Here is a 24,824-nt window from a genome sequence, read left to right on the forward strand (position 1 = left end):
GCGCGCCCTTCGTTTGAAGGCCTGCCCGGCGGCTCAATTCTTGAGCAACAGAACCACGGCCTGCGCCTCGATCCCCTCGCCTCGCCCGAGATAACCCAGCTTCTCATTGGTCTTGGCCTTGACGTTGACCCGCTCGACAGGCAAGCCAAGGTCAGCCGCGATATTGGCCCGCATGCCTTCGATATGAGGCGCGAGCTTCGGCGCCTGAGCCACCACGCTGCTGTCCACGTTGGCAATGGAAAATCCGGCGGCCGTCACGCGGGCAAAACACTCGCGCAGCAAAACCCGGCTGTCCGCGCCGGCAAACTTCGCGTCGGTGTCGGAGAAATGCCGGCCGATATCGCCCATAGCGGCCGCGCCGAAAATAGCGTCGGTAATCGCATGCAACAGCACATCCGCATCGGAATGCCCGAGCAATCCGCGCTCATAAGGAATCGTCACGCCGCCGATTATCAGCGGACGCCCCGGCACCAGCGCATGCACGTCATAGCCCTGCCCAATTCTGAAATCCATCTGCGTCGAGTCCGGTAATTGAAATTTGAAGTCGTCGAATCAGGAAGCCGATGCGGGCCGGCAGAGAATCGCCTCGGCCAGATCGAAGTCTTCCGGATAAGTCACCTTGAAGTTGCGCAAGCTGCCCTGCACGAGTTTCGGCGCATGGCCCAGCCATTCGATCGCGCTTGCTTCGTCGGTCAGATCGTGACCGTCCGCGTGCGCGCGCAAAATCGCCTCGCGCAACATGCCGATGCGGAACATTTGCGGCGTCTGCGCCTGCCACAAGCCGTCACGCGCCTCGGTGCGGGCGATCCGCCCGTCGGTCGAGGCGGCGTCGATCCGCTTCAGGGTGTCCGCCACCGGCAAGGCCATGATGCCGCCGACCGCATCGTCCTTCAGCGCGCCGATCAGCGTGCGGATCAGCGAGGGCGTGATGCCCGGCCGCGCGGCGTCGTGCACCAGCACCCAGTCGTCGTCGCGCGCGCCGAATTCCGCGAGCGCATGCAGCCCGTTCAGCACCGACGCCTGGCGCGACGCCCCGCCGCACCGGCGCACCGCGAAGCGCAAGCCGCCGAAGCGGCGGGCGTCGAAGTGCTGGTCGTCGGCGGCGATCACGACCAGCGTTTGTGCAAACTCGCTGCACGCGTCGAACGCCGCCAGCGAAAAATGCAGCATGTCGCGGCCGGCGACGGTGCGGTATTGCTTGGGCATCGCGGCGCCGGAACGGCTGCCGGTGCCGGCGCATGGAATCAGGGCAAATAGGCGGGAAGTCACGAGTGCGGATGCCGCGAAGTGAAAGTAAAGGACGGATTTTATAATAGGTCCTTCGCATCCACGCCCCGACACGCGTAAACTTGCCGGTCACGTGTGAGCCCAAGGCCGCCTTTTCTCTTCTATGCCAGACATCGCCGCATCATCGCAATACTCCCCGCCCGTCGCGCTCGTCAAGGCCGGCCAGCGTTTCGTCTTCGACGGCACGCACGGCTCGTCCGACGCGCTGCTGATCGCCCGCTACCATCTCGCCTATCGCGAGAAGGTGCCGCTACTGGCGGTGGTGTGCGAAAGCGCGGTCGACGCGCAGCGTCTGTCGCAGGAAATCGGCTTTTTCGCGCCCGAGGCCCGCGTGCGCTTGCTGCCCGACTGGGAAACGCTGCCTTACGACAGCTTTTCGCCGCACCAGGATCTGGTCTCCGAGCGCCTCGCCACGCTGCACGATCTCGGCGAGGGCCGCTGCGACATCCTGCTCGTGCCCGCCACCACGGCGCTCTACCGGATGCCGCCGGCGTCGTTCATGGCGGGCTACACGTTCGCGTTCTCGCAAGGCGAGCGTCTCGACGAAGCGAGGCTGAAGGCGCAATTGACGCTCGCCGGCTACGAGCACGTGAGCCAGGTGGTGCGCCCGGGCGAGTACTGCGTGCGCGGCTCGCTGCTCGATCTGTTCCCGATGGGCTCGCCCTTGCCGTACCGCATCGACCTGTTCGACGATCAGGTCGACTCGATCCGCGCCTTCGACCCCGACACGCAGCGCAGCCTCTATCCGGTGAAGGACGTGCGCCTCCTGCCCGGCCGCGAATTCCCCTTCGACGAAGCCGCGCGCACCGCATTCCGCAGCCGCTGGCGCGAAACCTTCGAGGGCGATCCGAGCCGCGCGTCGATCTACAAGGACATCGGCAACGGCGTGCCGTCCGCGGGCATCGAATACTATCTGCCGCTTTTCTTCGACGAAACCGCGACGCTGTTCCACTACCTGCCCGAAGGCGCGCAACTGGCGTTCGTCGGCGATCTGGACGCCGCGATCCGGCGCTTCACCAACGACACGAAGCAGCGCTACAACTTCCTCTCGCACGATCGCGACCGGCCGATTCTGGAGCCGCAGCGTCTCTTTCTGTCGGATGAGGACTTCTTCACGTTCGCCAAGCCGTTCGCGCGGCTCGCGCTGCCCGGCAACGCCGGCGGCGGCTGGTCGCTGCCGCTGCCGAATCTGGCGATCGACCGTCACGCCGACGATCCGGTCGCGGCCTTGCGCGCCTACCTGGAGACCACGCCGAACCGCGTGCTGTTCGCCGCGGAATCGGCGGGCCGTCGCGAAACGCTGCTGCAACTGCTGGTCGACAATCATCTGAAACCCGTTTCGAGCGACAGCTTCCAGGACTGGCTCACCGGCGACGAGCGTTTCTCGCTGGGCGTCGCGCCGCTCGCGAACGGTTTTGCCGTGCCGGTCGACGGCATCGCGATCATCACCGAGACGGAGCTATACGGCCCGCTCGCGCGCCGCGCGGGACGCCGCCGCCAGGAACAGGCGAGCAACGTCGATTCGATGGTGCGCGATCTGTCCGAGTTGAAGGTGGGCGATCCCGTCGTGCATTCGCAGCACGGCATCGGCCGCTATATGGGTCTCGTCACGATGGATCTCGGCGAAGGCGAAACCGAGTTCCTGCACCTCGAATACGCGGGCGACAGCAAGCTCTACGTGCCGGTCGCGCAACTCCATGTGATCTCGCGCTACAGCGGCGCCGATCCGGAAAGCGCGCCGCTGCACTCGCTCGGCTCCGGCCAGTGGGAAAAGGCCAAGCGCAAGGCGGCGCAACAGATTCGCGACACCGCGGCCGAACTGCTGAACCTGTACGCGCGCCGCGCCGCCCGCGAGGGCCATGCATTCGCGCTCGAACCGAAGGATTACGTGAAGTTCGCCGAGAGCTTCGGCTTCGAGGAAACGCCCGATCAGGCCGCGGCGATTGCCGCCGTGATCGGCGACATGACGAGCGGCAAGCCGATGGACCGGCTCGTGTGCGGCGACGTCGGCTTCGGCAAGACCGAGGTGGCGTTGCGCGCGGCCTTCATCGCGGTGATGGGCGGCAAGCAGGTGGCGCTGCTCTCGCCCACCACGCTGCTCGCCGAACAGCACACGCAAACCTTCTCCGACCGTTTCTCCGACTGGCCGGTGCGCATCGCCGAACTGTCGCGTTTCAAGTCGACCAAGGAAGTCAACGCGGCCATCCAGCAGATCAACGAAGGCAGCGTCGACATCGTGATCGGCACGCACAAGCTGCTCTCCTCCGATGTGCAGTTCAAGCGGCTCGGGCTCGTGATCATCGACGAGGAGCACCGTTTCGGCGTGCGTCAGAAAGAAGCGTTGAAGGCGCTCAGAGCGGAAGTCGACGTGCTCACGCTCACCGCAACGCCGATCCCCCGCACGCTCGGCATGGCGCTCGAAGGTCTGCGCGATTTCTCGGTGATCGCCACCGCGCCGCAAAAGCGCCTCGCGATCAAAACCTTCGTGCGCCGCGAGGAAGACAGCGTGATCCGCGAGGCCATGTTGCGCGAGTTGAAGCGCGGCGGCCAGGTCTACTTCCTGCACAACGAAGTCGAGACGATCGAGAATCGCCGGCAAATGCTCGAAGCCCTGGTGCCCGAAGCGCGCCTCGCGGTCGCGCACGGGCAGATGCACGAACGCGAGCTGGAGCGCGTGATGCGCGACTTCGTCGCGCAGCGCGCCAACGTGCTGCTGTGCACGACGATCATCGAAACCGGCATCGACGTGCCCACCGCCAACACCATCCTGATTCACCGCGCCGACAAGTTCGGTCTCGCGCAGTTGCATCAGTTGCGTGGCCGGGTGGGCCGCTCGCATCACCAGGCGTATTCGTATCTGCTGGTGCACGATCCGCAAGGTCTGACCAAGCAGGCGCAACGCCGGCTCGAAGCAATCCAGCAGATGGAGGAACTCGGCTCGGGCTTCTATCTCGCCATGCACGACCTGGAGATTCGCGGCACCGGCGAAGTGCTCGGCGACAAGCAGTCGGGCGAGATTCACGAGATCGGTTTCCAGCTTTACACCGACATGCTGAACGACGCCGTGAAGGCGCTCAAGGAAGGCAAGGAGCCGGACCTCACCGCGCCGCTCGCCGCGACCACCGAGATCAATCTGCACGCGCCGGCGATTCTGCCCGCGGACTATTGCGGCGACGTGCAGGAGCGTCTGTCGCTGTACAAGCGCCTCGCCAACTGCGAACACAACGATTCGATCGACGGCATTCAGGAAGAGCTGATCGACCGCTTCGGCAAGTTGCCGCCGCAAGCGCACGCGCTGGTGGAGACGCATCGTCTGCGGCTCGCGGCGAAGCCGTTGGGCATTTCGAAGATCGACGCGGGCGAAGCCGTGATTGGTTTGCAGTTCATCCCCAACCCGCCGGTCGACGCGATGCGGATCATCGAGATGGTGCAGAAACACAAGCACATCAAGCTCGCGGGCCAGGACAAGCTGCGTATCGAAACGCGCAGCCCCGATCTCGCGGTACGCGTCGCGACGGTGAAGGAGACGCTGCGCGCACTCGGCGCGCCGAGCCGCGGCACCGCGGCACCGGTCGCCGCGCGCTGACGTCCGCTTTCGGCGCCGATCGCGCGAAGTTCGGAAATACGCGCCACGTCCCGCGTTTTTGCTCATGTTGCAACGCGCAAACGCGCGCCGCGGCGCACGAAAGGGGCATATTTTGGGATATGATCGAAAGACTCAAATGCCGGAGTCCGTCATGTCCCATGTCGCTGAATCAGCGCAGCCCTCTTCCCTATCCGCTTCCGCACAGAACGCTTCGTCGCCGGTTTCGCTTCCCTGGGTCACCCGTCTCGTGTCGATGGACACGGTCAGCCGCAACCCGAATCTCGGCCTGATCGAAACCGTGCGCGACGAACTGCGCGCGGCCGGCATCGAAGCCACGCTCACGCACGACGCGAGCGGCAAATGGGCCAACCTGTTCGCGACGATCCCCGCGCACGACGGCGAAACCAACGGCGGCGTGGTGCTCTCGGGCCATACGGACGTGGTGCCGGTGGACGGCCAGCAATGGGACAGCGATCCGTTCAAGCCGGAAATTCGCGGCGACAAACTGTATGGCCGCGGCACGTGCGACATGAAGGGTTTCATCGGCGCGGCGCTGGCGCTCGTGCCCGACATGCAGCGCGCGAAGCTCGCAAGGCCGATCCACCTCGCCCTCTCGTTCGATGAGGAAGTGGGCTGCGCCGGCGCGCCGCTCATGATTCAGGACCTGATGAAGCGCGGCGTGAAGCCGGACGGCTGCATCGTCGGCGAACCGACCAGCATGCGCCCGATCGTCGCGCACAAGGGCATCAACGCTTACCAGTGCTGCGTGCGCGGCCAGGCCGCGCATTCGTCGCTCACGCCGAAGGGCTTGAACGCGATCGAGTACGCCGCGCGCCTGATCTGCTACATCCGCGACATGGCCGATCAGTTCCGCGAGCAAGGTCCGTTCGACGAACTGTACGACGTGCCCTTCACCACCGCGCAGACCAGCACGATCGTCGGCGGCAATGCGATCAACACCGTGCCGGCCGAATGCAAATTCCAGTTCGAATTCCGCAACCTGCCCACGCTCGATCCCGAACCGATCTTCGCGCGCATCGATCAGTACGCGCGTGAAACGCTGCTGCCGAAGATGCTGCGCGAGCATCCGTCGGCGGCCATCGAGATCACCAGGATCGCCGCGGCGCCGGGGCTCGATTCATCGGAACAGGCGGCGATCACGCAACTCGTGCGCGCCCTGACCGCCGATCAGGACAAACGCAAGGTCGCGTACGGCACCGAAGCCGGTCTGTTTTCGCTGGCGGGCATTCCGAGCATCGTGTGCGGCCCCGGCGACATCCAGCAGGCGCACAAGGCCAACGAATTCGTCGCGCTCGATCAACTCGTGGCATGCGAGCGCTTCCTGCACAAGTTCATTCACAGCATGTCGGTCGAGGCGCACGCACACTGAAACCGTCCGCCGCCACGCACCGTCTCACCCATACCAAACGAACGAGCGCCCTCGCCATGTCCACCGCCACGCCACTGCATACCGACCACACGATCGACGGCGAGCCGATCCCCACGCTCGACGACATCGCGACGCAACACTTCGCGTTGACGCCGTGGGTCGCGCGAACGCCGGTGTTCGACAGGCTCGACTTTCCGTCGATGGAAGGCACGGTGGTGAACTTCAAGTTCGAGCTGCTGCAAGCGGGCGGCAGCTTCAAGGCGCGCGGCGCGTTCACCAACCTGCTGGCACTCGACGAAGCGCAACGCAGCGCGGGCGTGACCTGCGTGTCGGGCGGCAATCACGCGGTGGCGGTGGCGTATGCGGCCATGCGTCTTGGCATCGGCGCGAAGGTCGTGCTGTTTCGCGCGGCCAACCCGGCGCGCGTGGCATTGTGCCGGCAGTATCGCGCCGAGATCGTGTTCGCGGAAAACATCGCCGAGGCGTTCGAACTGGTGCGCCGTATCGAGGCCGAGGAAGGCCGCTATTTCGTGCATCCGTTCAACGGTTATCGCACCGTGCTGGGCTCGGCCACGCTCGGCTATGAATGGGTCACGCAAACGCCCGACCTCGAAGCCGTGATCCTGCCGATCGGCGGCGGCGGTCTCGCCGCGGGCGTCGCCACGGCCATGCGGCTCGCGAATCCGCGCGTGCACGTGTACGGCGTCGAACCCGAGGGCGCGGACGTGATGGGCAGGAGTTTTGCGGCCAATCACACGGTCAAGATGGGCCAGATGCACGGCATCGCCGATTCGCTGATGTCGCCGCATACCGAGGAATACAGCTACGAGTTGTGCCGCCGTCATATCGACGATCTCGTCACCGTTTCCGACGACCAGTTGCGCGCGGCCATGCTGACCTTGTTCGGTCAACTCAAGCTGGCTGTGGAGCCCGCCTGCGCCGCCGCCACGGCGGGCTTGCTCGGACCGCTACGCGAAAAGCTGCAAGGCAAACGGGTGGGCGTGCTGCTGTGCGGCACCAATACCGATCCGGTCAGTTTTGCCGCGCATATCGAACGCGCCCGCCACGGCGAGTCACAGTTTCCGGGCTAAAGAACGGCGCCTCGTTTTCCCTGCCCGAAGCACTCGCCTATCCGTCCGACGTTGGTATGATTCGTTTATCGATTCTCGGGAGGAACCTCAATGAGCATGGTCAAGGAATTCAAAGAATTCGCCCTCAAGGGCAACGTGGTGGATCTGGCAGTCGGCGTGATTATCGGCGGCGCGTTTTCCACCATCGTCAATTCCGTTGTTAAAGACCTGATCATGCCGGTTGTCGGCGTCGCCACCGGCGGCCTCGATTTCTCCAACAAGTTCATTCGCCTCGGCGATATTCCGCCCAGCTTCAAGGGCAGCCCCGAGTCGTATAAAGATCTGCAGACGGCAGGCGTCGCGGTGTTCGGCTACGGCTCGTTCATTACCGTGGCCATCAACTTCGTCATTCTCGCGTTCATCATTTTCCTGATGGTCAAGTTCATCAACAATCTGCGCAGGCCGGCCGAGGACGCAGCGGCAGAGCCGCCGCCCCCGCCTGAAGACGTGCTGCTGCTGCGTGAAATCCGCGATTCGCTGAAGAACTCGCCGCGCTAGGCCGCGAACCCGCGATTGGGCGGCGCCAATAAAAAGGCCTGTTGCGATTTGTCGCAACAGGCCTTTTTTCACGCTGTCCGCTTTCATACCGGGCGCTACGCGCAACTCCTAAGCGCCTTGCTGCGCCTTTCGGTTCACCGCGCCCTCGATCATCGTCTCCAACTGGCCGAAATTAACGGGCTTCGTTAGATGCGAAGTGAAGCCGGCGCTCAAGCAGCGACGCACGTCTTCATCCGTGCCGAAGCCGGTCAACGCGACCGCCGGCGCATCCGAATGCTCGCGGAACGCCTTGATGAAATCGAGGCCGGTGCCGTCGGGCAAGCCCACGTCGCTGACAACCAGATCGAAGCGTTGCAACTGCGTGGCGGCCAACGCATCGTCCACGCGGCCGACCGTCGTGACTTCGTGGCCGAGGCTGCGAATCAGTTGCGCCATCACCTCGGCGGTATCCACGTGGTCCTCGATCAGCAAGATGTTCAGCAGGCCGGCCGCATGCACTTCGTCAGGCACGGCGACGGACGGCGTGCCGGCCGGCGCAGCGGCGGTCGGCAGCGTGATCGTGAAGGTCGCGCCGCAATGCGCGCCGGGGCTCTGCGCGGTGACGGTGCCGCCGTGCACATCGGTCAACGCCTTCGTGATCGCGAGACCGAGGCCCAGGCCGCCGAATTGCCGCGTCATGTTCTGGTCGCCCTGCTCGAACGCGTTGAAGAGCTTGCCGATCTGTTCCGGCTCGATGCCGATGCCCGTGTCTTCGACCGATATCTGCACCTGCATGCGTTCGTCGCGCGTGCGCACGTAAATGTGGCCGCCATCGGGCGTGAACTTGGCGGCGTTGCGGATCAGGTTCCATAGCATCTGCTGCAAGCGCGCGCGATCGGCCAGCACGTAATGGTGCTTCGCGTTCTTGTGCACGTGCACGTCCTGCTGCTTGACCTGGATCTCGCTGCGGAAAAGTTCGAGCACGCTGTCCATCACGTCGTGCACGTCGACGGTTTCCAGCGACAGACGCAGCTTGCCGTTCGCCACGCGCGTGAGATCGAGCAGGTCGTCGATCAGCCGCGCCTCCAGCTCGACGTTGCGGCGAATCATGCGCACGCTCGCACGCGCCTGATCGGGCAGATCGGGAATCATCTCCAGCACGCTCGCGCCCGCCAATACCGGCGTGAGCGGCGTGCGCAACTCATGCGAGAGCATCGCCAGAAAACGGTCCTTGGCGCGGTTCGCTTCCTCGGCGATCTGACGGGCGGCCTGCTCCGAGGCAAGCAGGCGTTCGCGCTCCTCGATCGCCTCGCGCTGCGAATGAATGTCCGTGCAACTGCCGAACCATTTGCTGACCTTGCCTTCGGCGTCGCGCATCGCCACCACGCGCGCGTCGAACCAGCGGTATTCGCCGTCGTGGCGACGGATCCGCAGTTCGTGCCGGTAGTCGCCCGCGTTGTTCGCCACCGTGTTGAGCCACGTGCGGCGGATTTCCTCGCGGTCGTCCGGATGCACGGCATCTAGCCACGCGAGGCCGTGTGAGCTGTTGTCGGGCAGGCCGGTGTAGTCGAACCACTGCTTCGAGAGAAAGTCGCAGTCGCCCGCGGCGTTGCAGGTCAGCACCAGATGCGGCAGCGTCTCCGACAAGGTGCGGTAATGCTGTTCGCGGTCGCGCAACAGCAAGGCTTCGTCCGACGCTTTTTGCAAACGCACTTGCGACAGCACACGCTCGACCGCCTCGGGCAGGTAATTGAGGTATTCGCCGGATTTGGGCACGACGTCGGAGACGCCCGCGCGCAGCGCTTCGATCACGCGCGATTCGTCGGTGAAGCCGGTCACGAGAATGGCGGGAATCCGCACGCCTTCGGCGCGCAAGCGGCGAAAGAAGTCGAGTCCGGTTTCCGGTCCGCTGAGCTGATAGTCGAGCACCAGCAAATCGGGGCCGCCCGCGCCGAGCCGCTCGTGGGCCGCCTCGACGCTGGCGCAGATCGCTACCCGGCAGCCGGCGCGCTCCAGCGACTTGCGCGCGAGCCGCAAAATGCCTTCGTCGTCATCGACGACCAGCACATAGGCGGCGGGCAGCGTGGACACGTCTTCGATCATGCGAATCTTCTTTTAGGCTAGGTCTGGTGGTTATGTTGTCACGAGCGACTTTCGGGTGACTTTCAGGTGACTTCCAGCGGCGGCTGTGCGGCTCACATGAACGTTACCTCAAGGCGCCGCGAAACGATGGCCCGGCGGCAGCTTGACGACCTGCAGGAAGAAGCCGAGCCGGCGCACGGCTTCGATGAACGCGTCATATTCGACCGGCTTGGTGATGTACACGTTGCAGCCGAGCTCGTAGCACCTGGCGATTTCGCGCGGGTCGTCGGTGGTGGTCAGAACGATCACCGGCACCGCGGCGGTCCGCGGCGACTCTTTCAGACGCCGCAAGACTTCGAAGCCGTCCACTCGCGGCATCTTCAGGTCGAGCAGCACGACGAAATTCGTCAGATCGTCGCGCGACGGATAAGCGCTCGCCGCGGGCTCGGAGGCGCCGCCGCCCGCGCCGCTGGCGGCGGCCTCGGCCGGCGCGGGGCCGAAAAAGTAATCGAGTGCCTGCTGGCCGTCGCGAAAGCGCAGGAATCCGTTCGAAACGCCGGCACGGCGCAGATTGCGCTCGACGAGCGTGGCATGGCCGTCGTCATCCTCGATCAGCACGATGCCGACCGTTTCCCCGTGACTCATACGCCCTCCGTGCTAACGATCCGTATCTATGTTCATGGCGTTTCCGCGGTGTGTCCCGTTGCCGCGACCCGTCTCGCATCAGGCGCGCGCGGGCTGCTCGGGCAACACGACGAAGAAGGTCGACCCCGCGCCTTCCGCCGACTCCACCCACACGCGCCCGCCGTGCCGCTCCACCATGCGCCGCACCACCGCGAGACCGATGCCGTCGCCGTTCGCGACGTCGCCGTGCAGACGCTGAAACGCGCGGAACACCTTCGACATATACGCGGCCGGAATGCCGAGGCCGTTATCGCGCACGTAGTAAGTGCGCATGCGCACCGCGCGCGGGTCGGTCGCATCGACCGGATCGGGCTCCAGCGCGCCGATCTCGATGCGCCCGGTACGCGCCGGATCGAGGTAGTTGAGCGCGTTGCCGATCAGGTTGCTGAATATCTGTTCGATCGCCGTCGGGTCGCCCCACACGGGCGGCAACTCGCGCACGGTGACCGACGCCGCGCGCTGACCGATCGCGCCTTCCAGCGCATCCACCACCCGGCCCACCACGCGGCCGACGCTCACCCGCTGCCAATGGTATTCGAGCCGGCCGGCGCGCGAAATCCGCAACAGCGCGTCGATGATCGCCGCGGCCCGCGTCACCGCGGTGCGCAGATATTGCAAGGACTCGCGCACGTCCCCTTTCAGAATATGCGCCATGCGCCGATGCTCGGCTTCCGGCAAGCCGGCGGCATCGACGATGCTGTCCAGCTCGTCGCACGACACCTGAAGTTCCTTCGAAAAGCCTTGCAGATTCACCAGCGGCGAGCGCAGATCGTGCGACACGCTGTAGATGAACATTTCGTTGTCTTGCGTCTCCTGGCGCAATTCCTCGTTGACCACCGCAAGTTCCTTCGCGCGCGCCTCGAGCCGCGCCTTCAGCGTGGCCTGTTGCACGTCGGCCTCGGCGAGACGCGCGCCGGTCTCGTGCAGCACCGTGTCGAGCGCGGCGATTTCGTCGTTGCCCGACAGCGGCGCGGCGAGCGGCCGCCCGTTGCCCAGCCGCTCGGCGTTATCGGTCAACACTTCCAGCCGCCGGCCGATGTTGCGCGCGAACACCACCGCCGTGGCCGCCCAGATCAGCATCGAACCCAGCACCGCCGCGATCAGCGCGTATTGCTGGCGCTCGCGGCGCCGCGCGAGGGCCGCGCCGCGTTCGGCGTCGAGCCGCGACGCCTCGTTGCCGAACGCGGCAAGCTCGTCGCGAAACACCGCGACCTGGCGCGGCAGCGCGCCGGTTTCGAACGCAGCGAACGAAGCCACGCCGCGCCCTTCGTGCAGCGCCTGCGAGATCATCACGGCCTGGGCGCGATAGGCGTCGACCGCCTGCCGCATCTTGCGTACTCGCTCGACCTGCTGCGGCGTGCCGCCGACCAGCGCGTCGAGTTTCTGAAGACGGTCGCCGAGATCGATCCATACCGTATGCCGGTCGATGAACGACGGATCGCCGACCGCCATGCCGGTGCGCACGCGCGCGGCCTGACGCAGCAACGGATCGACGAGGGCCGACGACTGATAAAGGATCTGCTTGCTGTTGGCGACCCATCGCGCGGCCTGCGCCGTCTCTTCCTGGGTATCGAAGACGAAGCCGAGAAGCGCCAGTTCGACCACGCTCGGCACCGCAATCAGCAGCAGCCCCTTGGTGAATAGTTTCATGTTCGCCCGAAGGGTCGCGAAGGGTCATTCAAGCCGCGGCAACTCAGGAGGACCCGTCGCGCCCGCCAGAGCGGCGAGTGCGACGCGGCCGGACGGGCCATTATCGGCGTGATTTAGAGATATTTCAACGTAGCCGCAAGAGGCGCCCGGCCCACACAAAAACGACTTTTTTATTGGTGTGAGATGTTTTTTCGGCGCCTCGTGCGTCTATGATGGAAACAGATGTGCTAGGAAGCGAAAGCGCGCGGCGAGGCGGTTCGGCATGATTCGTGCGGGAGAAGGTGATACGGCGCAGACGTCGAATCATCGTGAATCCAGCCTTGTCGTATGCTATAAAAGATCGACGTGCGGCGCGCGAAGCCGGGAGTTGTCGCATGAGGACGCTGCGTTTCTTGCAATTCTTTTTCAGGCGAATTTTTATGTCCTTCCCGAAAAAGCGTAGACGCGCGAAGGTGGACGGCGATGAGTCGTTCCTCGCGGTACTACGGCATTTCAAGCCGTTCGGCCAGCTCGACACCAAGATTGCGCGTGCTCGCGCGCAAGACGAACCGGTGCTCTATGCACACGTACTGCCCGGACTCGATGTGCTCCTGTGCAGCGTGCGCGGTGCGCAACCGCCTTATCCCGCGCCGGCCGAGTTGCGGCGGCGCTGTATCGAATCCATCACCAACGCGTTGGAACAACCGCTCGACGGACTGGAGAACGGCGGCTACTGGTACGAGGCCGACGGCTTCGGCTTCCTGGTGTTTGCCAGCCGGGCTCGCGGCAAGATCCTGACGGAGTTCGGCGCTACCCGCATCGGTGCCCGTCGCGGGGTTCGTCGGCAAGATGCCGCTGGAGACGCCGCTCCGCGCTCGCTGAGGTAGCCGAGGCAGGTTCTTCATACAGGCCTCTTACAGGCCTCTTACAGGCCTGTTCCCGGGGCCTTTTTCACATCGACCCGCTCGTCCTTGGCAACGCCGCTGTCGGTTCGCAAGCGGCGTGGGTCTCAGCTTCCCTTGTATTCAACCGCGCTCGCCGGCGCCGTGACCGCCGGCTGCTTCTTGCCGGTCGCGGCAGGCGACGAAGCTTCCCCTGATGATTTATTCACCGGCGCGCCCTCGAGCGAAATGGCGGCCTTGGGCTTCTGCTTGACCCCGGGCGGCGGCGCCGTCGGCGCCTGACGCACCTGCGCGAGCAAGCGCGCACAAGGCAGCGGCTTGTTGTTGCTGGGCGCCAGCAGCGGAATCAGCGCCGCGAACGGATTGACGAGACCGAGCCCGACCGCCGCGCCGCCGCGCAGCGCCAGCGCGGCCGGATTCACGCCCACGTGCGGGTCCTTGAAGGTCCCCTTCACATAGAGCGGCGAGCGCAACGAAAACACCCGGAACCCCTTGGTATGCGGATGCACGCCAAGGTCCATCGACTCGTCGCGCAGATTCACCTTGCCGTCGATGTCGATCACCGCGTCGCCCGTATCGAGCGCGAACACGCGCGAATCGAGCACGCCGTTGGTGGCGACGAAATCGGCGGCCGCGCAATTGATCTTCACGTCGCGATTGCCGAACAGCTTTTCATACACGACGTTCGCCACGTTCAGCCCCGCCGCTTCCATCAGGAGGCGGCTCACGGTGCCGTCGGTGACGAGCGCCTTCACCTCGCCGTTCGAGGTCGCCGCTAGCGCGGCCGGCGAATTGCCGGTTGCGGTCAAGGCGGCGTCGCCGTTGATTTCGCCGAGCGCGTTCTGCATCGTCTTGAAGTTCGGCAGCAACTGCTTGAGCTTCAGATGCCGCGCCGACGTCGACACGCGGCCCTTGAGCGGCATCGCGCTGCCGTCCAGATGAATGTCGGAGGCCAGCGAGCCGCCCGCCACGCCGAACTTGAGCGGTTCGAGCGAGAGCACGCCGTTGGTCATCACGATATGGGTGTACAGGTCCGTGATCGGCAGGTCCACGTTCTTGATGATGCGCCGGCCCGTGAACTTCACGTCGGCGTCGATCGCCTTCCAGCGGTCGGTGTGGAATTCCTCGACCGGCAGCGCCTTGTTTGCCGGCTGCATCTTCGCATCGCCGCGCCTGGCCTTGCTCGCGTTCGAGTCCGCGCCGATCACCGGCGCAAGATCCGAGAATTGCAGCAGATGCGACACCACTTCGCCCTGCAACAGCGGACGCGGCTCGCGCGCCGTATAGATCAGCGACCCGTTCAGATCGCTGCCGCCCACCCGGCCTGTAAAGTTTTCATACTTGAAGACGTTACCGCTTTGCTTGAACTGCCCGATGAGACGCCCCTCGGTCGCATAAGGCGGCGTGTCGGGCAAGGTCACGCCGGTCAGCGAATAGAGCCGCGACATGCTGTTGCCTTGCAGCCAGAGGCGCAGATCGACCGCGGCGAGATGCGCCGGATCGGTGACCGTGCCCACCAGACCGATATGCAGATCGCCCGCCTTCACGTCGGCCTGCACCGGGAACGGCCGGTTCGCGTCCTGCAACGCGAGCACGCCGCCCACCTTGCCGCTGCCCGCCACCGGCGTCTTGTTGTAGGTGCCCTTGACGGTCCAGCCGATCGCATACGACGGCATCTGCGGTTTCGCGCCGCCCGCGTCGCCGGCTTCACTGGCGCTCGAGGCCGGCGCGGAGGCCGCCGCGGCGGCGCTGGTTTCCGCGTTAGCGCTTGCGCCGACGCCCGCGCTCGCCGCCTGGCTCGCGCCCTTCGAACCGCCCGCGATCAACGCGCCCGAAGCGCCCGTGGCCGCCGTCGCACCCGACGCCTTGATGTCGGTCGACGCAGCCCCCGACGCGGCCGCCGACGCGGCCGCCGAAGCCTCGGACGCCGCCTGGGCATTGGCCTGCGCGGAGAGCTTGTTCGCGCCCGACTTGCCGACCGCCTCGGCCGACGCACGGCGCGACGCCGCTTCCTGCTGCCGGATCGCCTCGCCGAGCGGAATCGGCTGACCGAGCGTATCGACGACCGTCTGCACGTCGATCTTCTTCTGCTGGTCGGACAGTGCGATGTTGCCCTTCTCAAACGCGATATCGTGCAGATCGAGCTTCCACTCGGAAGGCTCGCGCGGCTTCAGTTTGAAGGTCCAGTTGTTGCGCCCGTCGAGCAGCCGTTCCAGATCGACGGAAGGATTCACCAGATTGATCGCCGGAATCACGATGTCGCGGGTGAGCAGCGGCAGCACCTTGACCTGGAAGTCGATCTCGTCGAGCGTGGCGAAATGCGGCTGTTTCGCCCAGTCGGGGTTGGCCACCGTGATGTTCGTCGCCGAGAAGCGCGGCCAGGGCACCCAGCCGCGCCAGCCGGTCTCGCCGACCGGATGCCGCCAGCCCACTTTCAGATCGCCGTTGATGACGAACGGCCGGCCGATCGCCTGCGTGACCTTGTCGTTGACGTAAGGCCGCGCGTGGTTCCAGTCGAACGTCAGGAGAAAAACTGTCAGCGCGACAATCAGAATGACGATGATCGCCAGCAGCCATGCGATGATTTTCCCGATCCGTCTTCCGGTCGTGCTCCACGCTGCCATCGAGGGGGCTCCGCTATTTTTTCTGCGTTGCCCTTCGCCCAGCACGTAGTGTGCCCGAACGATGGCCTTCGACATGACGCCCACTCTCCACCCTACGACTCATGACCGATGTTCCGTTCGTGCTCGCCGACGGCATCGTCCGGCGCGACGCCTTGCGCGGCCAGACGCTGCTGCAGCCCACCACCTTCGCGTTGCATGCGGGCGACCGCGTCGCGATCACGGGGCCGTCGGGCTCCGGCAAGAGCGTGTTGCTGCGCGCCCTCGCCCTGCTCGATCCGCTCGATGCGGGGCGCATCGTGTGGCATGGCAGGCCAGTCGAACGCGCGGCGATTCCGCGTTACCGGCGCAACGTCGCCTATATTCGCCAGCGGCCCGCGCTGCTCGACGGCAGCGTTGAAGACAATCTGCGCTACCCGTTCGAGTTGCGCACCTATCGCGACGTGCGCTTCGATCGCGCGCGAGCGGCAAGTCTCGTGGCAGCGGCCGGCCGCGGCGACGATTTTCTCGACAAGCGCGCGAGCGAACTGTCCGGCGGCGAGGCGCAGATCGTCGCGCTGATTCGCGTGTTGCAGCTTGCGCCGGAAGTGCTGCTGCTCGACGAGCCCACCGCGTCGCTCGACCCGGAGTCGTCGCATGCGATCGAGGGTTTGGTGCGCGCCTGGTTCGATGCCGATCCCGGCCGGCATGCGTCGATCTGGGTATCGCACGATCCGGCCCAGGCCGCGCGCATGAGCGAGCGGCGTCTGACAATGCGCGCCGGCATGCTCGACGAACCCACGGTCACGCCCGCGCAGGAGGCGTTCCGCCAATGACCTTGCAAACCCTGAGTCTCTGGGACCTCGCGATCGCGGCGCTGCTGATCGTCGTGAACGGCGCGGTGTCGGTGGCGCTCAAGCTCGATCTCGAACGCAAGCTCGCGTGGGCGGCGCTGCGCACCGTCGTGCAGTTGCTCGCGATCGGCTACGTGCTCGGCTGGGTGTTCCGCTACAGCCACTGGTTCGTGGTGTTGCCGCTGATGATCGTGATGACGCTGATCGCCGGCTTCGCGGGCGCGCAGCGCGGCAGCCGCTCCTATGCCGGACAGCGCGCGGATAGCGTGCTGTCGATCGGGTTCAGTTCGTGGCTCGTCGCCGCGATCGGCCTCTTCGTCGTGATCCGCATTCATCCGTGGTACGAGCCGCAGTATGCGATTCCGATTCTCGGCATGATCCTCGGCAATACGCTGACCGGGGTCTCGCTCGGCATCGAACGGATGACCGAGGAACTGACCGCGCGGCGCGACCGCGTCGAGATGGCGCTCGCGCTCGGCGCGACGCGCTGGGAAGCGGCGCGGGCGCCGGCGAGCCAGGCGGTGCGCGCGGGCATGATGCCGACGCTGAACCAGATGGCCGTGGTCGGCGTGGTGAGCCTGCCCGGCATGATGACGGGCCAGGTGCTGGCCGGCCAGTCGCCGTTGCAGGCGGTGCGTTATCAGATCGTGATCATGTTTCTGATCGCCGCCGCGTCGGCCCTCGGGACGGTCGGCGCGGTGCTGCTCACGTACCGGCGGCTCTTTTCGGCGGAGCACCGGTTTCTGTCGTCGCGGCTGGTGGAGCGCGCCGCGGCGCGGCGCTGAATGCGGCTCGCCGCGGACGGGGCCTCAACGCTTCGCGCTGACCGTCACTTCGGTGCCGTCGGCCAGCGTGAGCTTCTTCGTGCTGCCGTTGGTCGGCATCGTAAAGCGCAGAATCTGGCTGACGGCCACGTCGTTCGGACATTGGAGCGTCTTGCCGCCGCTCGTCACCGACTTCACGCCGCGCGGCGTGCGCGCCTGGAAGCTCAGTTGCACGGTTGCGGTGCCGTCGCTCGCCACCACTGGCGCGAAGCGGATCTGCGTCTGACGGATCATCGCGCCGTTGGTGTCGAGTGGCAGCGACGAATAGCTCGGGCACGCATCGCTCACCGGAACCGGCCCGCCCGGCGGTACGGTTTTCCACGTGAAGTCGTCCGATTCGCCGGAGCGGATCGTGCGGGTTTCCTGTGAATTGCCGAACTGTTTCGACGTGACGCGAACCGTGTAGCGGATCGGACCGTCGGGCGCGGACTGCGACGTCACCGTGATCGGCGTGGCCGCATGGGCCGCCGGCACGAACGCGCAAGCGAGAGAAGCGACAACTGAAACGGCGGAGAGTTTGAAGCGGTAGCTCATACTGTCACCTCGTTGTTGTGCCGCTGCGCGCTCGCGTGAGTGCTGCGTGGGTGCTACCGCCTGAGCGAAGCATCGTGGCTGCGCAGGTTCATGCCGGGTCGATGGGTGCTTGCGCATTCACCAGCCGGGCCGCGAGACACGCAACTGTTTTTGCATGATGCCCCGCCAGTCTAACGCCAAGCGACGCCGCGCGCGCTGCGCGCGGATCGGGTGTTAACCCCCTTGCGGCAAGCCGTTTTTTGCGGCCGATCGCGACGCTTCAGAAGCCCGTCAGCACCAGCTTGCCGATCGCGCGGCCGTCTTCCAGCAGTCGATGCGCGCGGCGCAGATTCTGCGCGTCGATCTTGCCGAGCTGCTGGCCGACGGTGGTGCGCAACGTCCCGGCGTCGACGAGACGCGCCACTTCCGTCAGCAGCTTGTGCTGCTCGATCATGTCGGGCGTGTCGAACATCGAACGCGTGAACATGAACTCCCAATGGAATGCGGCGCTCTTCGCCTTCAACAGTTCGACCGGCACCGGCCGGCTGTTTTCGACGATCGTGCAAATGCCGCCCTGCGGCGCGACGACCTCGGCCGCGGCCGGGAAATGGCGGTCGGTGTCGTTGAATATCAGCACGTAATCGACCTGCCCGATGCCGAGCTGTTTCAACTGCGCGGGCATGTCGCCGAAGTGATCGACGATGTGATCCGCGCCCAGCTCCGTCGCCCACTTCGCCGACTCGGGACGCGAGGCCGTCGCGATCACCTTCAGCTTCGCCAGTTGTTTGGCCAATTGAATGCCGATCGAGCCGACTCCCCCCGCGCCGCCGACGATCAACACCGTGCGGCCTTCATCCGCGCCTTGCGGCGACACGCCGAGGCGATCGAACAGCGCTTCCCACGCGGTGATCGCGGTCAGGGGCAGCGCCGCCGCGTGCGTGAAATCGAGCGACGCCGGCTTGCGCCCGACGATGCGCTCGTCGACCAGATGGAACTCGCTGTTCGCGCCCGGCCGCGTGATGCTGCCGGCGTAGAACACGGGATCGCCGACCTTGAACAGCGCGACTTCCGGTCCGACCGCGACCACGGTGCCGGCGGCGTCCCAGCCGAGAATGCGCGGCGCTGTTTCGACCGTGTCTTTCGGCGCGCGCACCTTGGTGTCGACCGGATTGACGGAGATCGCCTCGACCTTCACGAGCAGGTCGCGGCCGGTGGCTTGAGGTTGCGGGATTTCGACATCGACCAGCGCTTCGGCTTGATCGATCGGCAAGTAGCGATAGAGACCTACGGCTTTCATAAGAAGCTCCTGTTGGTTCGGATGAAGATGCGCTTGAGAATCGGGGACGGCGACGGCAACCGATCCCATCGGCGTCATCCTAGGCGCCTTCTTATTTTTATAAAACCGTCATAATGACTGAAACATCTTTTTGAATTTCAGAAGAATGAATCGTCCTGCTCCATCCGCCCATGCACCTTCCACTGAACGCGAACGGCTCGATCTGCTCGACGTCGCGTTGTTCGTGCGCGCCGCCCTGCTCGCCAATGTGTCGGCGGCGGGGCGTGAGTTCGGGTTGTCGGCGGCGGTCGCGAGTTCGCGCATCGCGCAACTGGAAAAGCTGCTGGGCGCGCGGCTTTTGCACCGGACCACCCGCCGCATCAGTCTCACGCAGGACGGCGAAGTGTTCATGACGCGCGCCGAGACGCTGCTCGACGCGGCCGCCGCCGCGCGCGCCTCGGTGGGCCGCGCGCAGGCCGAACCGCAGGGGCGCGTGCGAGTGTCGATGCCGTCCTCGTTCGGGCGGCAGCACGTGTCGCCGGTAATCAGCGAATTTCTGCGCCGCTATCCCGGCGTGAGCGTCGATTTGCGGCTGACCGATCATCTGGTCGATCTGGTCGACGCGGGAATCGACGTGGCGATCCGCGTCGGGGTGCTCAAGGATTCGTCGCTGGTGGCGCGGCGCCTGGCGGTCAACCGCCGGGTGCTGTGCGCGGCGCCCGCTTATCTGGCCGCGCGCGGCGCGCCGCATTATCCGTCGGATCTCGCGCGGCACGAATGCATGATCCTGTCGGACCAGCGCGACTGGGCGTTCATGACGCCCGCCGGCCCGCTCGACGTGCGCGTGAGCGGTCGGCTCGTCACCGATAACGGCGAGGTGATTCGCGACGCGCTATTGGCCGGTTTCGGCATCGCGCTCAAATCGACCTGGGACGTGGCGCCCTATCTGCGCAGCGGCGAACTGGTGCGCGTGCTCGACGCGTATCCGCTCGCCGAGGAAGTGGCGATCTGGGCGGTGTATCCGAGCCGCGCGTTCGTGCCGCCGAAGACGCTTGCGTTCATCGAATTCCTCGCGGCGCATTTCGGCGATCCGCCGTATTGGGATGCCGAGCCGAGCGGCGGAGTTCGCTGAAGGGATCACCGCTTGCCGCGCCCGCCGCCTCCCGCCTTGCCCTCGGAATTCACATCGGCGTGCACGTCGTTCTGCGTCTTTTGCTGATAGTCGCCGCCGCCGCGGCGGTCGGTATCCCGCAGTCCCCGTTCGATGTCGCGATGCGCCTGCTTGCCGACGCGCCGCGGATCGTCCTCGTGCTGCGATTCCGGGCTCTGATCGGTTTCATGCGGTAGCGGCGCGGCCACGTCCTCCAACGAACGCGGATGCTTTCGGGCATGCGGATCGGCTTGCTTGTCGCCGTCCGACGATTGCGGTGCGGTCTTCATGGCTTGCTCCTTTGCGTATGGAATCAGGACGGAATGAGGACGGCGGCAGCGCGCTCACTTCGCGCCGTCCAGACGTTTTTTCATCGCCGCGGTAATCCGCTGACGCGTCGTCGGGTAGTCCGCCCAGGGGTCGCCTGCGAGGTCGGCGAGCCGCTCGTGGAGGTTCTCGATATTCCATTGATCGCCGGCCGTGGTGCTGGCGACTTCGTCCCACGACAGCGGCACAGAGACGCCCATGCCCGGCCGCGCGCGCGCCGAGAACGCGACGATCGTGCTCGACCCGCGGTTGTTGCGCAGATAGTCGACGAAAATTTTCTGCTTGCGATTCTGCGCGCCCATCTTCGCGCTGAAGTACTTCGGCAGCGTGGCCGCCATATGCTGCGCGACGGCTTGCGAAAAGCCCTTCACTTCGTCCCAGCCGGCCTGCCTGGCGAGCGGCACCACCACATGCAGTCCCTTGCCGCCGCTCGTCTTGCAGAACGACGTGAGACCGAGCTCCTCCAGCAGCGAGCGCGTGAGCTGCGCGGCCTCGATCATCCGCTCCCAGCCGAGCGACGCGTCGGGGTCGAGATCGAACACCATGCGATCGGGCTTCTCGATGTTCGACGCCACCGCATTCCAGGTATGAAACTCGACGGTGCCCATTTGCGCGGCGCCCACCAGCGCCCCGATCGTTTCGACGGTGATCAGCGGCGGATGGCCGGGGTCGAGCCCGGGATGCTGCGTGATGTTCGGGATCGACAGCTTCTGGCTGTGCTTCTGGAAGAACAGCTCGCCGCCGATGTCCTCGGGCGCGCGCACCAGCGATACCGGCCTGTCCCGCAGATACGGCAGCATCCAGTCGGCCACCGATTCGTAGTACCGCACGAGGTCGATCTTGCGCGTGCCGGTGCTTTTGTCGATCACGCGATCGGGATGAGAGACGCGCACGCCGGCGACTTCGGAGGCAGTCGAGGCGGCTTTCGATTTCGCCGTGGCGGTTTTGGCGGCTGCGGTTTTGGCGGCCGAGGTTTCGGCGGCCGAGGTTTTAGCGGCCGTGGTTTTGGCGCCGGAGGTTTTTCCTGCCTGCTTCGCACGCGTGTCATCCGGCTCGGACACGGCGTTTGCTTCGGCCCGTCGCGCCGCGCGTTTCTTCGGCGCGGCGGCGGACACGGTATCGGTTTGCTGTTGCACGTCGGCTCCTTTGCGGGGTGCTTCCTTGACGATCTGGCTCGCCGGCTTGTCGTTGCGCAGACTCACGAACGACGCCTGGCGCACGATGCCGTCGCTCGTCCACTCGGCGAAGTTGCATTCGGCGACGAGCACGGGTTCGACCCAATGCACCGGCGTGCGGCTGCGCTCGCGCGGCGGGGCCGCGAACGGCATGCGTTGGGTTTCGTGCGCGTCGAGCTCCTTCTTCACCGAACGCAGCAACGCGGCGTCGAAGCCCGTGCCGACGCGCCCGGCGTATTGCAGCTTGCCCTTGCTGTCGTGAACGCCGAGCAGCAGCGCGCCGAACGCCGCGCGGCTGCCGGACGGTTCCGAATAGCCGCCGATCACGAACTCCTGGCGGCGCCGGCACTTCAGCTTGATCCACGCGGACGAGCGTCCCGACATATAACCGCTGTCGCGCCGCTTGCCGATGATGCCTTCGAGCGCCATGTCGCATGCGCTCTTGAGCAGGTCCTCGGCGCTGAATTCGAAATCGTTCGAGAAGCGCAGCACGTTGTCGTCGACGCCTTCCAGCAACGCGCGCAGGATCGCGCGGCGCTGTTGCAGCGGCACGCCGCGCAAGTCGTAACCGTTCAGAAAAGGCACGTCGAACAGATAGATGGTGATGTCCTGCGGACGGTTCGAATCGAACGCGTTCTGCAGCGCCTGAAAACTCGGCACGCCGTTCTCGTCCAGCACCACCGCCTCGCCGTCGAGCCATGCGGTTTCGAGGTCGAGCTGTTCGAGCGCCTTGACCTGCTTGCTGAACTTCGTGGTCCAATCGTTGCCCGCGCGCGTGAATACCTTCACCGCGCCGCCCTTCGTGCCGTGGTCGATGCGCGCCAGCACGCGGTAGCCGTCGAACTTGATCTCATACGACCATTGATCGCCGGGCGGCGCGCTGTCGACCAGCGTCGCCAGTTGAGGCTTGAAGGTGGCGGGCAGCTTCGCCTCGACCGCGCCTTCGATCGACGGCGACACGGCGAGCTCACGCAGCGACTGCGCGCTGCGCGTCGCCACGATGTCGGGTCGTTTCGGATCGCCGCGGCTCGCGCGGTTCGATGAAGCGGTCCTGGCGGCGGCGCTCCTGACGGTCCGGCTCGTGCTCGTCGCTTCCTTCGCCGCGGACGCGCGTTTCGCCGTCTTCGCGCCCTTCTGCGCCGGGGCGCTTCCATCGAGCACGCTGCCGGGTCGCTCCTTCAGAATGTCGTACTCGCTTTCATCGCGCGCTTCGTCGTCGCGCTCCTTGATCAGCAGCCACTGCTCCTTGTCGCCGCTGCCGCGCATGTGGCTGCGCACCAGCGTCCAGCCGCCGTGCAGCTTGTCGCCGTGCAGGATGAATTTGAGCTTGCCGGCCGCGTAGGTTTTGGCCGCCTGGGCCGCGCCGCCGACCGGCTCCCAGGTGCCGCGGTCCCACACGATCACGGTGCCCGCCCCGTAGTTGCCAGGCGGAATCTCGCCTTCGAACGAGCCATACTCGACCGGATGATCCTCGACATGCACGGCGAGCCGCTTCACCGACGGGTCCAGACATGGCCCCTTGGGCACCGCCCACGACAGCAGCGTGCCGTTCAGTTCGAGCCGGAAGTCGTAGTGAAGCCGCCGCGCGTGATGCTCCTGAATCACGTAGGACAGCGCCTCGTTCGACTCGCGCGCACTCGTCTTGCGGCCGGCGCGCTTGCGCGCGCTCGTGCCCGCGGGCTCCGGCGTTTCGTCGAAGCGGCGCTTGCGGTTGTAGAGATCGAGCCTGTCGTTCATGGGGATGACGTCATCGCGGGTTGGGTGGCGCGGTTCCTCTCGCGGTTCCTCTTTCTAACCTCCAGGATCGGGCGCTCCGTGCTCACGCGGCCGCGCGGCGTTTGCGGGCCGCCGGCGCGGTCTTGGCGCTGGAACGGCCGCCGGCGCGAGTGCCGCCGCCGCGCGTCGCGCGCGTCGTCTTCGGCTTCTTGCGAGCGGGCGTGGCGCCGGCATCGGTATCCTCGTCGGCCTCTTCGTCATTGGCCTCAGCTTCCTCATCGTCCGCGGCACGCTTGCGTCCACCGGACGCCGGCTTGCCCTTGCCGCGCCCCAGGCTGCGCTTGAGCAGGTCGGACAGATCGAGAATGTCCGCCGATTGACGCGACTCGCGCGGCGTTTCGACTTCCGTGATTTCCTCGGTCTTGCCCGCGCGAATCTTGCGATCGACGAGCGCCATGATGTCGTCGCGGAAGGTGTCGTGGTACTGCGACGGATCCCACTTGTCGCTCATGTCGTCGATCAATTTTTTCGCCATGTCGAGTTCGCGCGCGCTGACGCCCGCCGCCTTCACGCCTTCGGCCGGCAGCTTGAACTGGTCGAAGTCGCGCACTTCGGCGGCCCAGCGCAGCGTGTTCAACGCGAGGACCGGACCGAGCGGAATCAGCGCGGCGAGATGCTGCTTGTTATGCAGCACGACGCTCGCCACGCCGACCTTGCCCGACGCCTTCATCGCTTCGCGCAGCAACGCGTAGACCTTTTCGCCTTTGCGATCGGGCGTGAGGAAGTACGGCGTGTCGAGAAAGAGGAACGAGATGTCGGCGGCGTCGACGAACGCAAGGATGTCCACCGTCTGCGTCGACTCGGGATTCGCCGCGCGAATCTCCTCGTCCGAGAGCACGACGTACTTGTCCTTTTCGTACTCGAAGCCGCGCACGATGTTATCGCGCGTCACATCCTTGCCGGTGCGCTTGTTGATCTGCTTGTAGCCGACCGGGTCGATCGTGCGCTTATCCAGCAGATTGAAGCCGACCTTCTCCGACTGCGTTGCCGGGTACAACTGCACCGGCACGTGAACGAGGCCGAAGCTGATTGCGCCCTTCCAGATCATGTGTGCCATCGTGCGCTCCCCAAGGCCCAGGTCTTTACGTGAAGCAGCAAGCGTGCCACGGGTTTTGCGCTGACGCGGGACGCCGCGATGCCGGGCGCGCCGCGCATCGGCTGT

General features: G+C 65.6%; 19 protein-coding genes. 8 read left to right on the plus strand and 11 right to left on the minus strand.

Going from position 1 to position 24,824, the window contains the following annotated elements; translation table 11 throughout:
* Positions 1-33 precede the first annotated feature (33 nt).
* Together ispF and ispD are read right to left on the minus strand one after the other, a co-directional pair.
* Positions 34-513 (minus strand): 2-C-methyl-D-erythritol 2,4-cyclodiphosphate synthase, encoded by a 480-nt coding sequence (gene ispF, locus ACTJLC_RS00740; RefSeq protein WP_073426745.1) that lies wholly within the window; start codon positions 511-513, stop codon positions 34-36.
* Positions 514-552: 39 nt separating this feature from the next.
* Entirely contained in the window at positions 553-1,269 is a 717-nt protein-coding gene (ispD, locus tag ACTJLC_RS00745) for a 2-C-methyl-D-erythritol 4-phosphate cytidylyltransferase (protein WP_114162361.1), read from the minus strand.
* Positions 1,270-1,390: 121 nt separating this feature from the next.
* On the opposite strand from ispD, the gene mfd reads away from it, so the two are divergent.
* From mfd to mscL, 4 genes are all read left to right on the plus strand, one after another.
* Positions 1,391-4,873 (plus strand): transcription-repair coupling factor, encoded by a 3,483-nt coding sequence (mfd, locus tag ACTJLC_RS00750; protein WP_114162360.1) that lies wholly within the window; start codon positions 1,391-1,393, stop codon positions 4,871-4,873.
* 151 nt (positions 4,874-5,024) lie between these two features.
* Complete coding sequence (gene argE, locus ACTJLC_RS00755; protein ID WP_073426939.1) at positions 5,025-6,263, plus strand: acetylornithine deacetylase; 1,239 nt, start codon at positions 5,025-5,027, stop codon at positions 6,261-6,263.
* 56 nt (positions 6,264-6,319) lie between these two features.
* Positions 6,320-7,354, plus strand: a complete 1,035-nt coding sequence (locus ACTJLC_RS00760; RefSeq protein ID WP_073426748.1) for a threonine ammonia-lyase — start codon at positions 6,320-6,322, stop codon at positions 7,352-7,354.
* Positions 7,355-7,444: 90 nt separating this feature from the next.
* Positions 7,445-7,891 (plus strand): large conductance mechanosensitive channel protein MscL, encoded by a 447-nt coding sequence (gene mscL / locus ACTJLC_RS00765; protein WP_073426749.1) that lies wholly within the window; start codon positions 7,445-7,447, stop codon positions 7,889-7,891.
* Positions 7,892-7,999: 108 nt separating this feature from the next.
* On the opposite strand, the gene ACTJLC_RS00770 is transcribed toward mscL, so the two are convergent.
* The 3 genes from ACTJLC_RS00770 to ACTJLC_RS00780 form a co-directional block, all read right to left on the minus strand.
* Positions 8,000-9,973: a hybrid sensor histidine kinase/response regulator gene (locus ACTJLC_RS00770; protein WP_083083630.1), complete on the minus strand. Its 1,974-nt coding sequence runs from the start codon at positions 9,971-9,973 to the stop codon at positions 8,000-8,002.
* 108 nt (positions 9,974-10,081) lie between these two features.
* Positions 10,082-10,597: a response regulator gene (locus tag ACTJLC_RS00775; RefSeq protein ID WP_083083629.1), complete on the minus strand. Its 516-nt coding sequence runs from the start codon at positions 10,595-10,597 to the stop codon at positions 10,082-10,084.
* Between the two features lie 78 nt (positions 10,598-10,675).
* On the minus strand, positions 10,676-12,286 hold the full coding sequence (locus ACTJLC_RS00780; RefSeq protein WP_114162359.1) for a sensor histidine kinase: 1,611 nt from the start codon (positions 12,284-12,286) through the stop codon (positions 10,676-10,678).
* A gap of 374 nt (positions 12,287-12,660) precedes the next feature.
* Here ACTJLC_RS00780 and ACTJLC_RS00785 point away from each other — a divergent pair, with 374 nt between their 5' ends.
* Positions 12,661-13,152, plus strand: a complete 492-nt coding sequence (locus ACTJLC_RS00785) for a hypothetical protein (protein ID WP_073426753.1) — start codon at positions 12,661-12,663, stop codon at positions 13,150-13,152.
* 122 nt (positions 13,153-13,274) lie between these two features.
* Here the strand turns inward: ACTJLC_RS00785 and ACTJLC_RS00790 are convergent, their stop codons facing one another.
* Positions 13,275-15,791 (minus strand): AsmA family protein, encoded by a 2,517-nt coding sequence (locus ACTJLC_RS00790; protein WP_114162358.1) that lies wholly within the window; start codon positions 15,789-15,791, stop codon positions 13,275-13,277.
* 101 nt (positions 15,792-15,892) lie between these two features.
* On the opposite strand from ACTJLC_RS00790, the gene ACTJLC_RS00795 reads away from it, so the two are divergent.
* Positions 15,893-16,603 (plus strand): ABC transporter ATP-binding protein, encoded by a 711-nt coding sequence (locus tag ACTJLC_RS00795; RefSeq protein ID WP_114162357.1) that lies wholly within the window; start codon positions 15,893-15,895, stop codon positions 16,601-16,603.
* A complete protein-coding gene (locus ACTJLC_RS00800; protein ID WP_083083625.1) occupies positions 16,600-17,406 on the plus strand; it encodes an ABC transporter permease in 807 nt (268 codons plus the stop codon). The genes ACTJLC_RS00795 and ACTJLC_RS00800 overlap by 4 nt, the downstream gene beginning before the upstream one ends.
* A gap of 24 nt (positions 17,407-17,430) precedes the next feature.
* On the opposite strand, the gene ACTJLC_RS00805 is transcribed toward ACTJLC_RS00800, so the two are convergent.
* Positions 17,431-17,979 carry a DUF6013 family protein gene (locus ACTJLC_RS00805; protein WP_073426757.1) on the minus strand — a complete coding sequence of 183 codons (549 nt, stop codon included), beginning with the start codon at positions 17,977-17,979 and terminating at the stop codon, positions 17,431-17,433.
* Between the two features lie 259 nt (positions 17,980-18,238).
* Positions 18,239-19,255, minus strand: a complete 1,017-nt coding sequence (locus tag ACTJLC_RS00810; protein ID WP_440843172.1) for a zinc-binding alcohol dehydrogenase family protein — start codon at positions 19,253-19,255, stop codon at positions 18,239-18,241.
* Between the two features lie 145 nt (positions 19,256-19,400).
* On the opposite strand from ACTJLC_RS00810, the gene ACTJLC_RS00815 reads away from it, so the two are divergent.
* Complete coding sequence (locus ACTJLC_RS00815; RefSeq protein ID WP_440843173.1) at positions 19,401-20,366, plus strand: LysR family transcriptional regulator; 966 nt, start codon at positions 19,401-19,403, stop codon at positions 20,364-20,366.
* A gap of 5 nt (positions 20,367-20,371) precedes the next feature.
* Here the strand turns inward: ACTJLC_RS00815 and ACTJLC_RS00820 are convergent, their stop codons facing one another.
* The 3 genes from ACTJLC_RS00820 to ku all read right to left on the minus strand — a co-directional run bounded on the left by ACTJLC_RS00820 (position 20,372) and on the right by ku (position 24,719).
* Positions 20,372-20,674: a hypothetical protein gene (locus ACTJLC_RS00820; RefSeq protein ID WP_440843174.1), complete on the minus strand. Its 303-nt coding sequence runs from the start codon at positions 20,672-20,674 to the stop codon at positions 20,372-20,374.
* A gap of 54 nt (positions 20,675-20,728) precedes the next feature.
* A complete protein-coding gene (gene ligD, locus ACTJLC_RS00825) occupies positions 20,729-23,623 on the minus strand; it encodes a DNA ligase D (RefSeq protein ID WP_440843175.1) in 2,895 nt (964 codons plus the stop codon).
* 82 nt (positions 23,624-23,705) lie between these two features.
* Positions 23,706-24,719: a non-homologous end joining protein Ku gene (ku, locus tag ACTJLC_RS00830; RefSeq protein ID WP_440843176.1), complete on the minus strand. Its 1,014-nt coding sequence runs from the start codon at positions 24,717-24,719 to the stop codon at positions 23,706-23,708.
* Positions 24,720-24,824 lie beyond the last annotated feature (105 nt).

It is taken from the genome of Paraburkholderia sp. 22099 (assembly GCF_052045835.1).
Taxonomy (GTDB): domain Bacteria; phylum Pseudomonadota; class Gammaproteobacteria; order Burkholderiales; family Burkholderiaceae; genus Paraburkholderia; species Paraburkholderia terricola.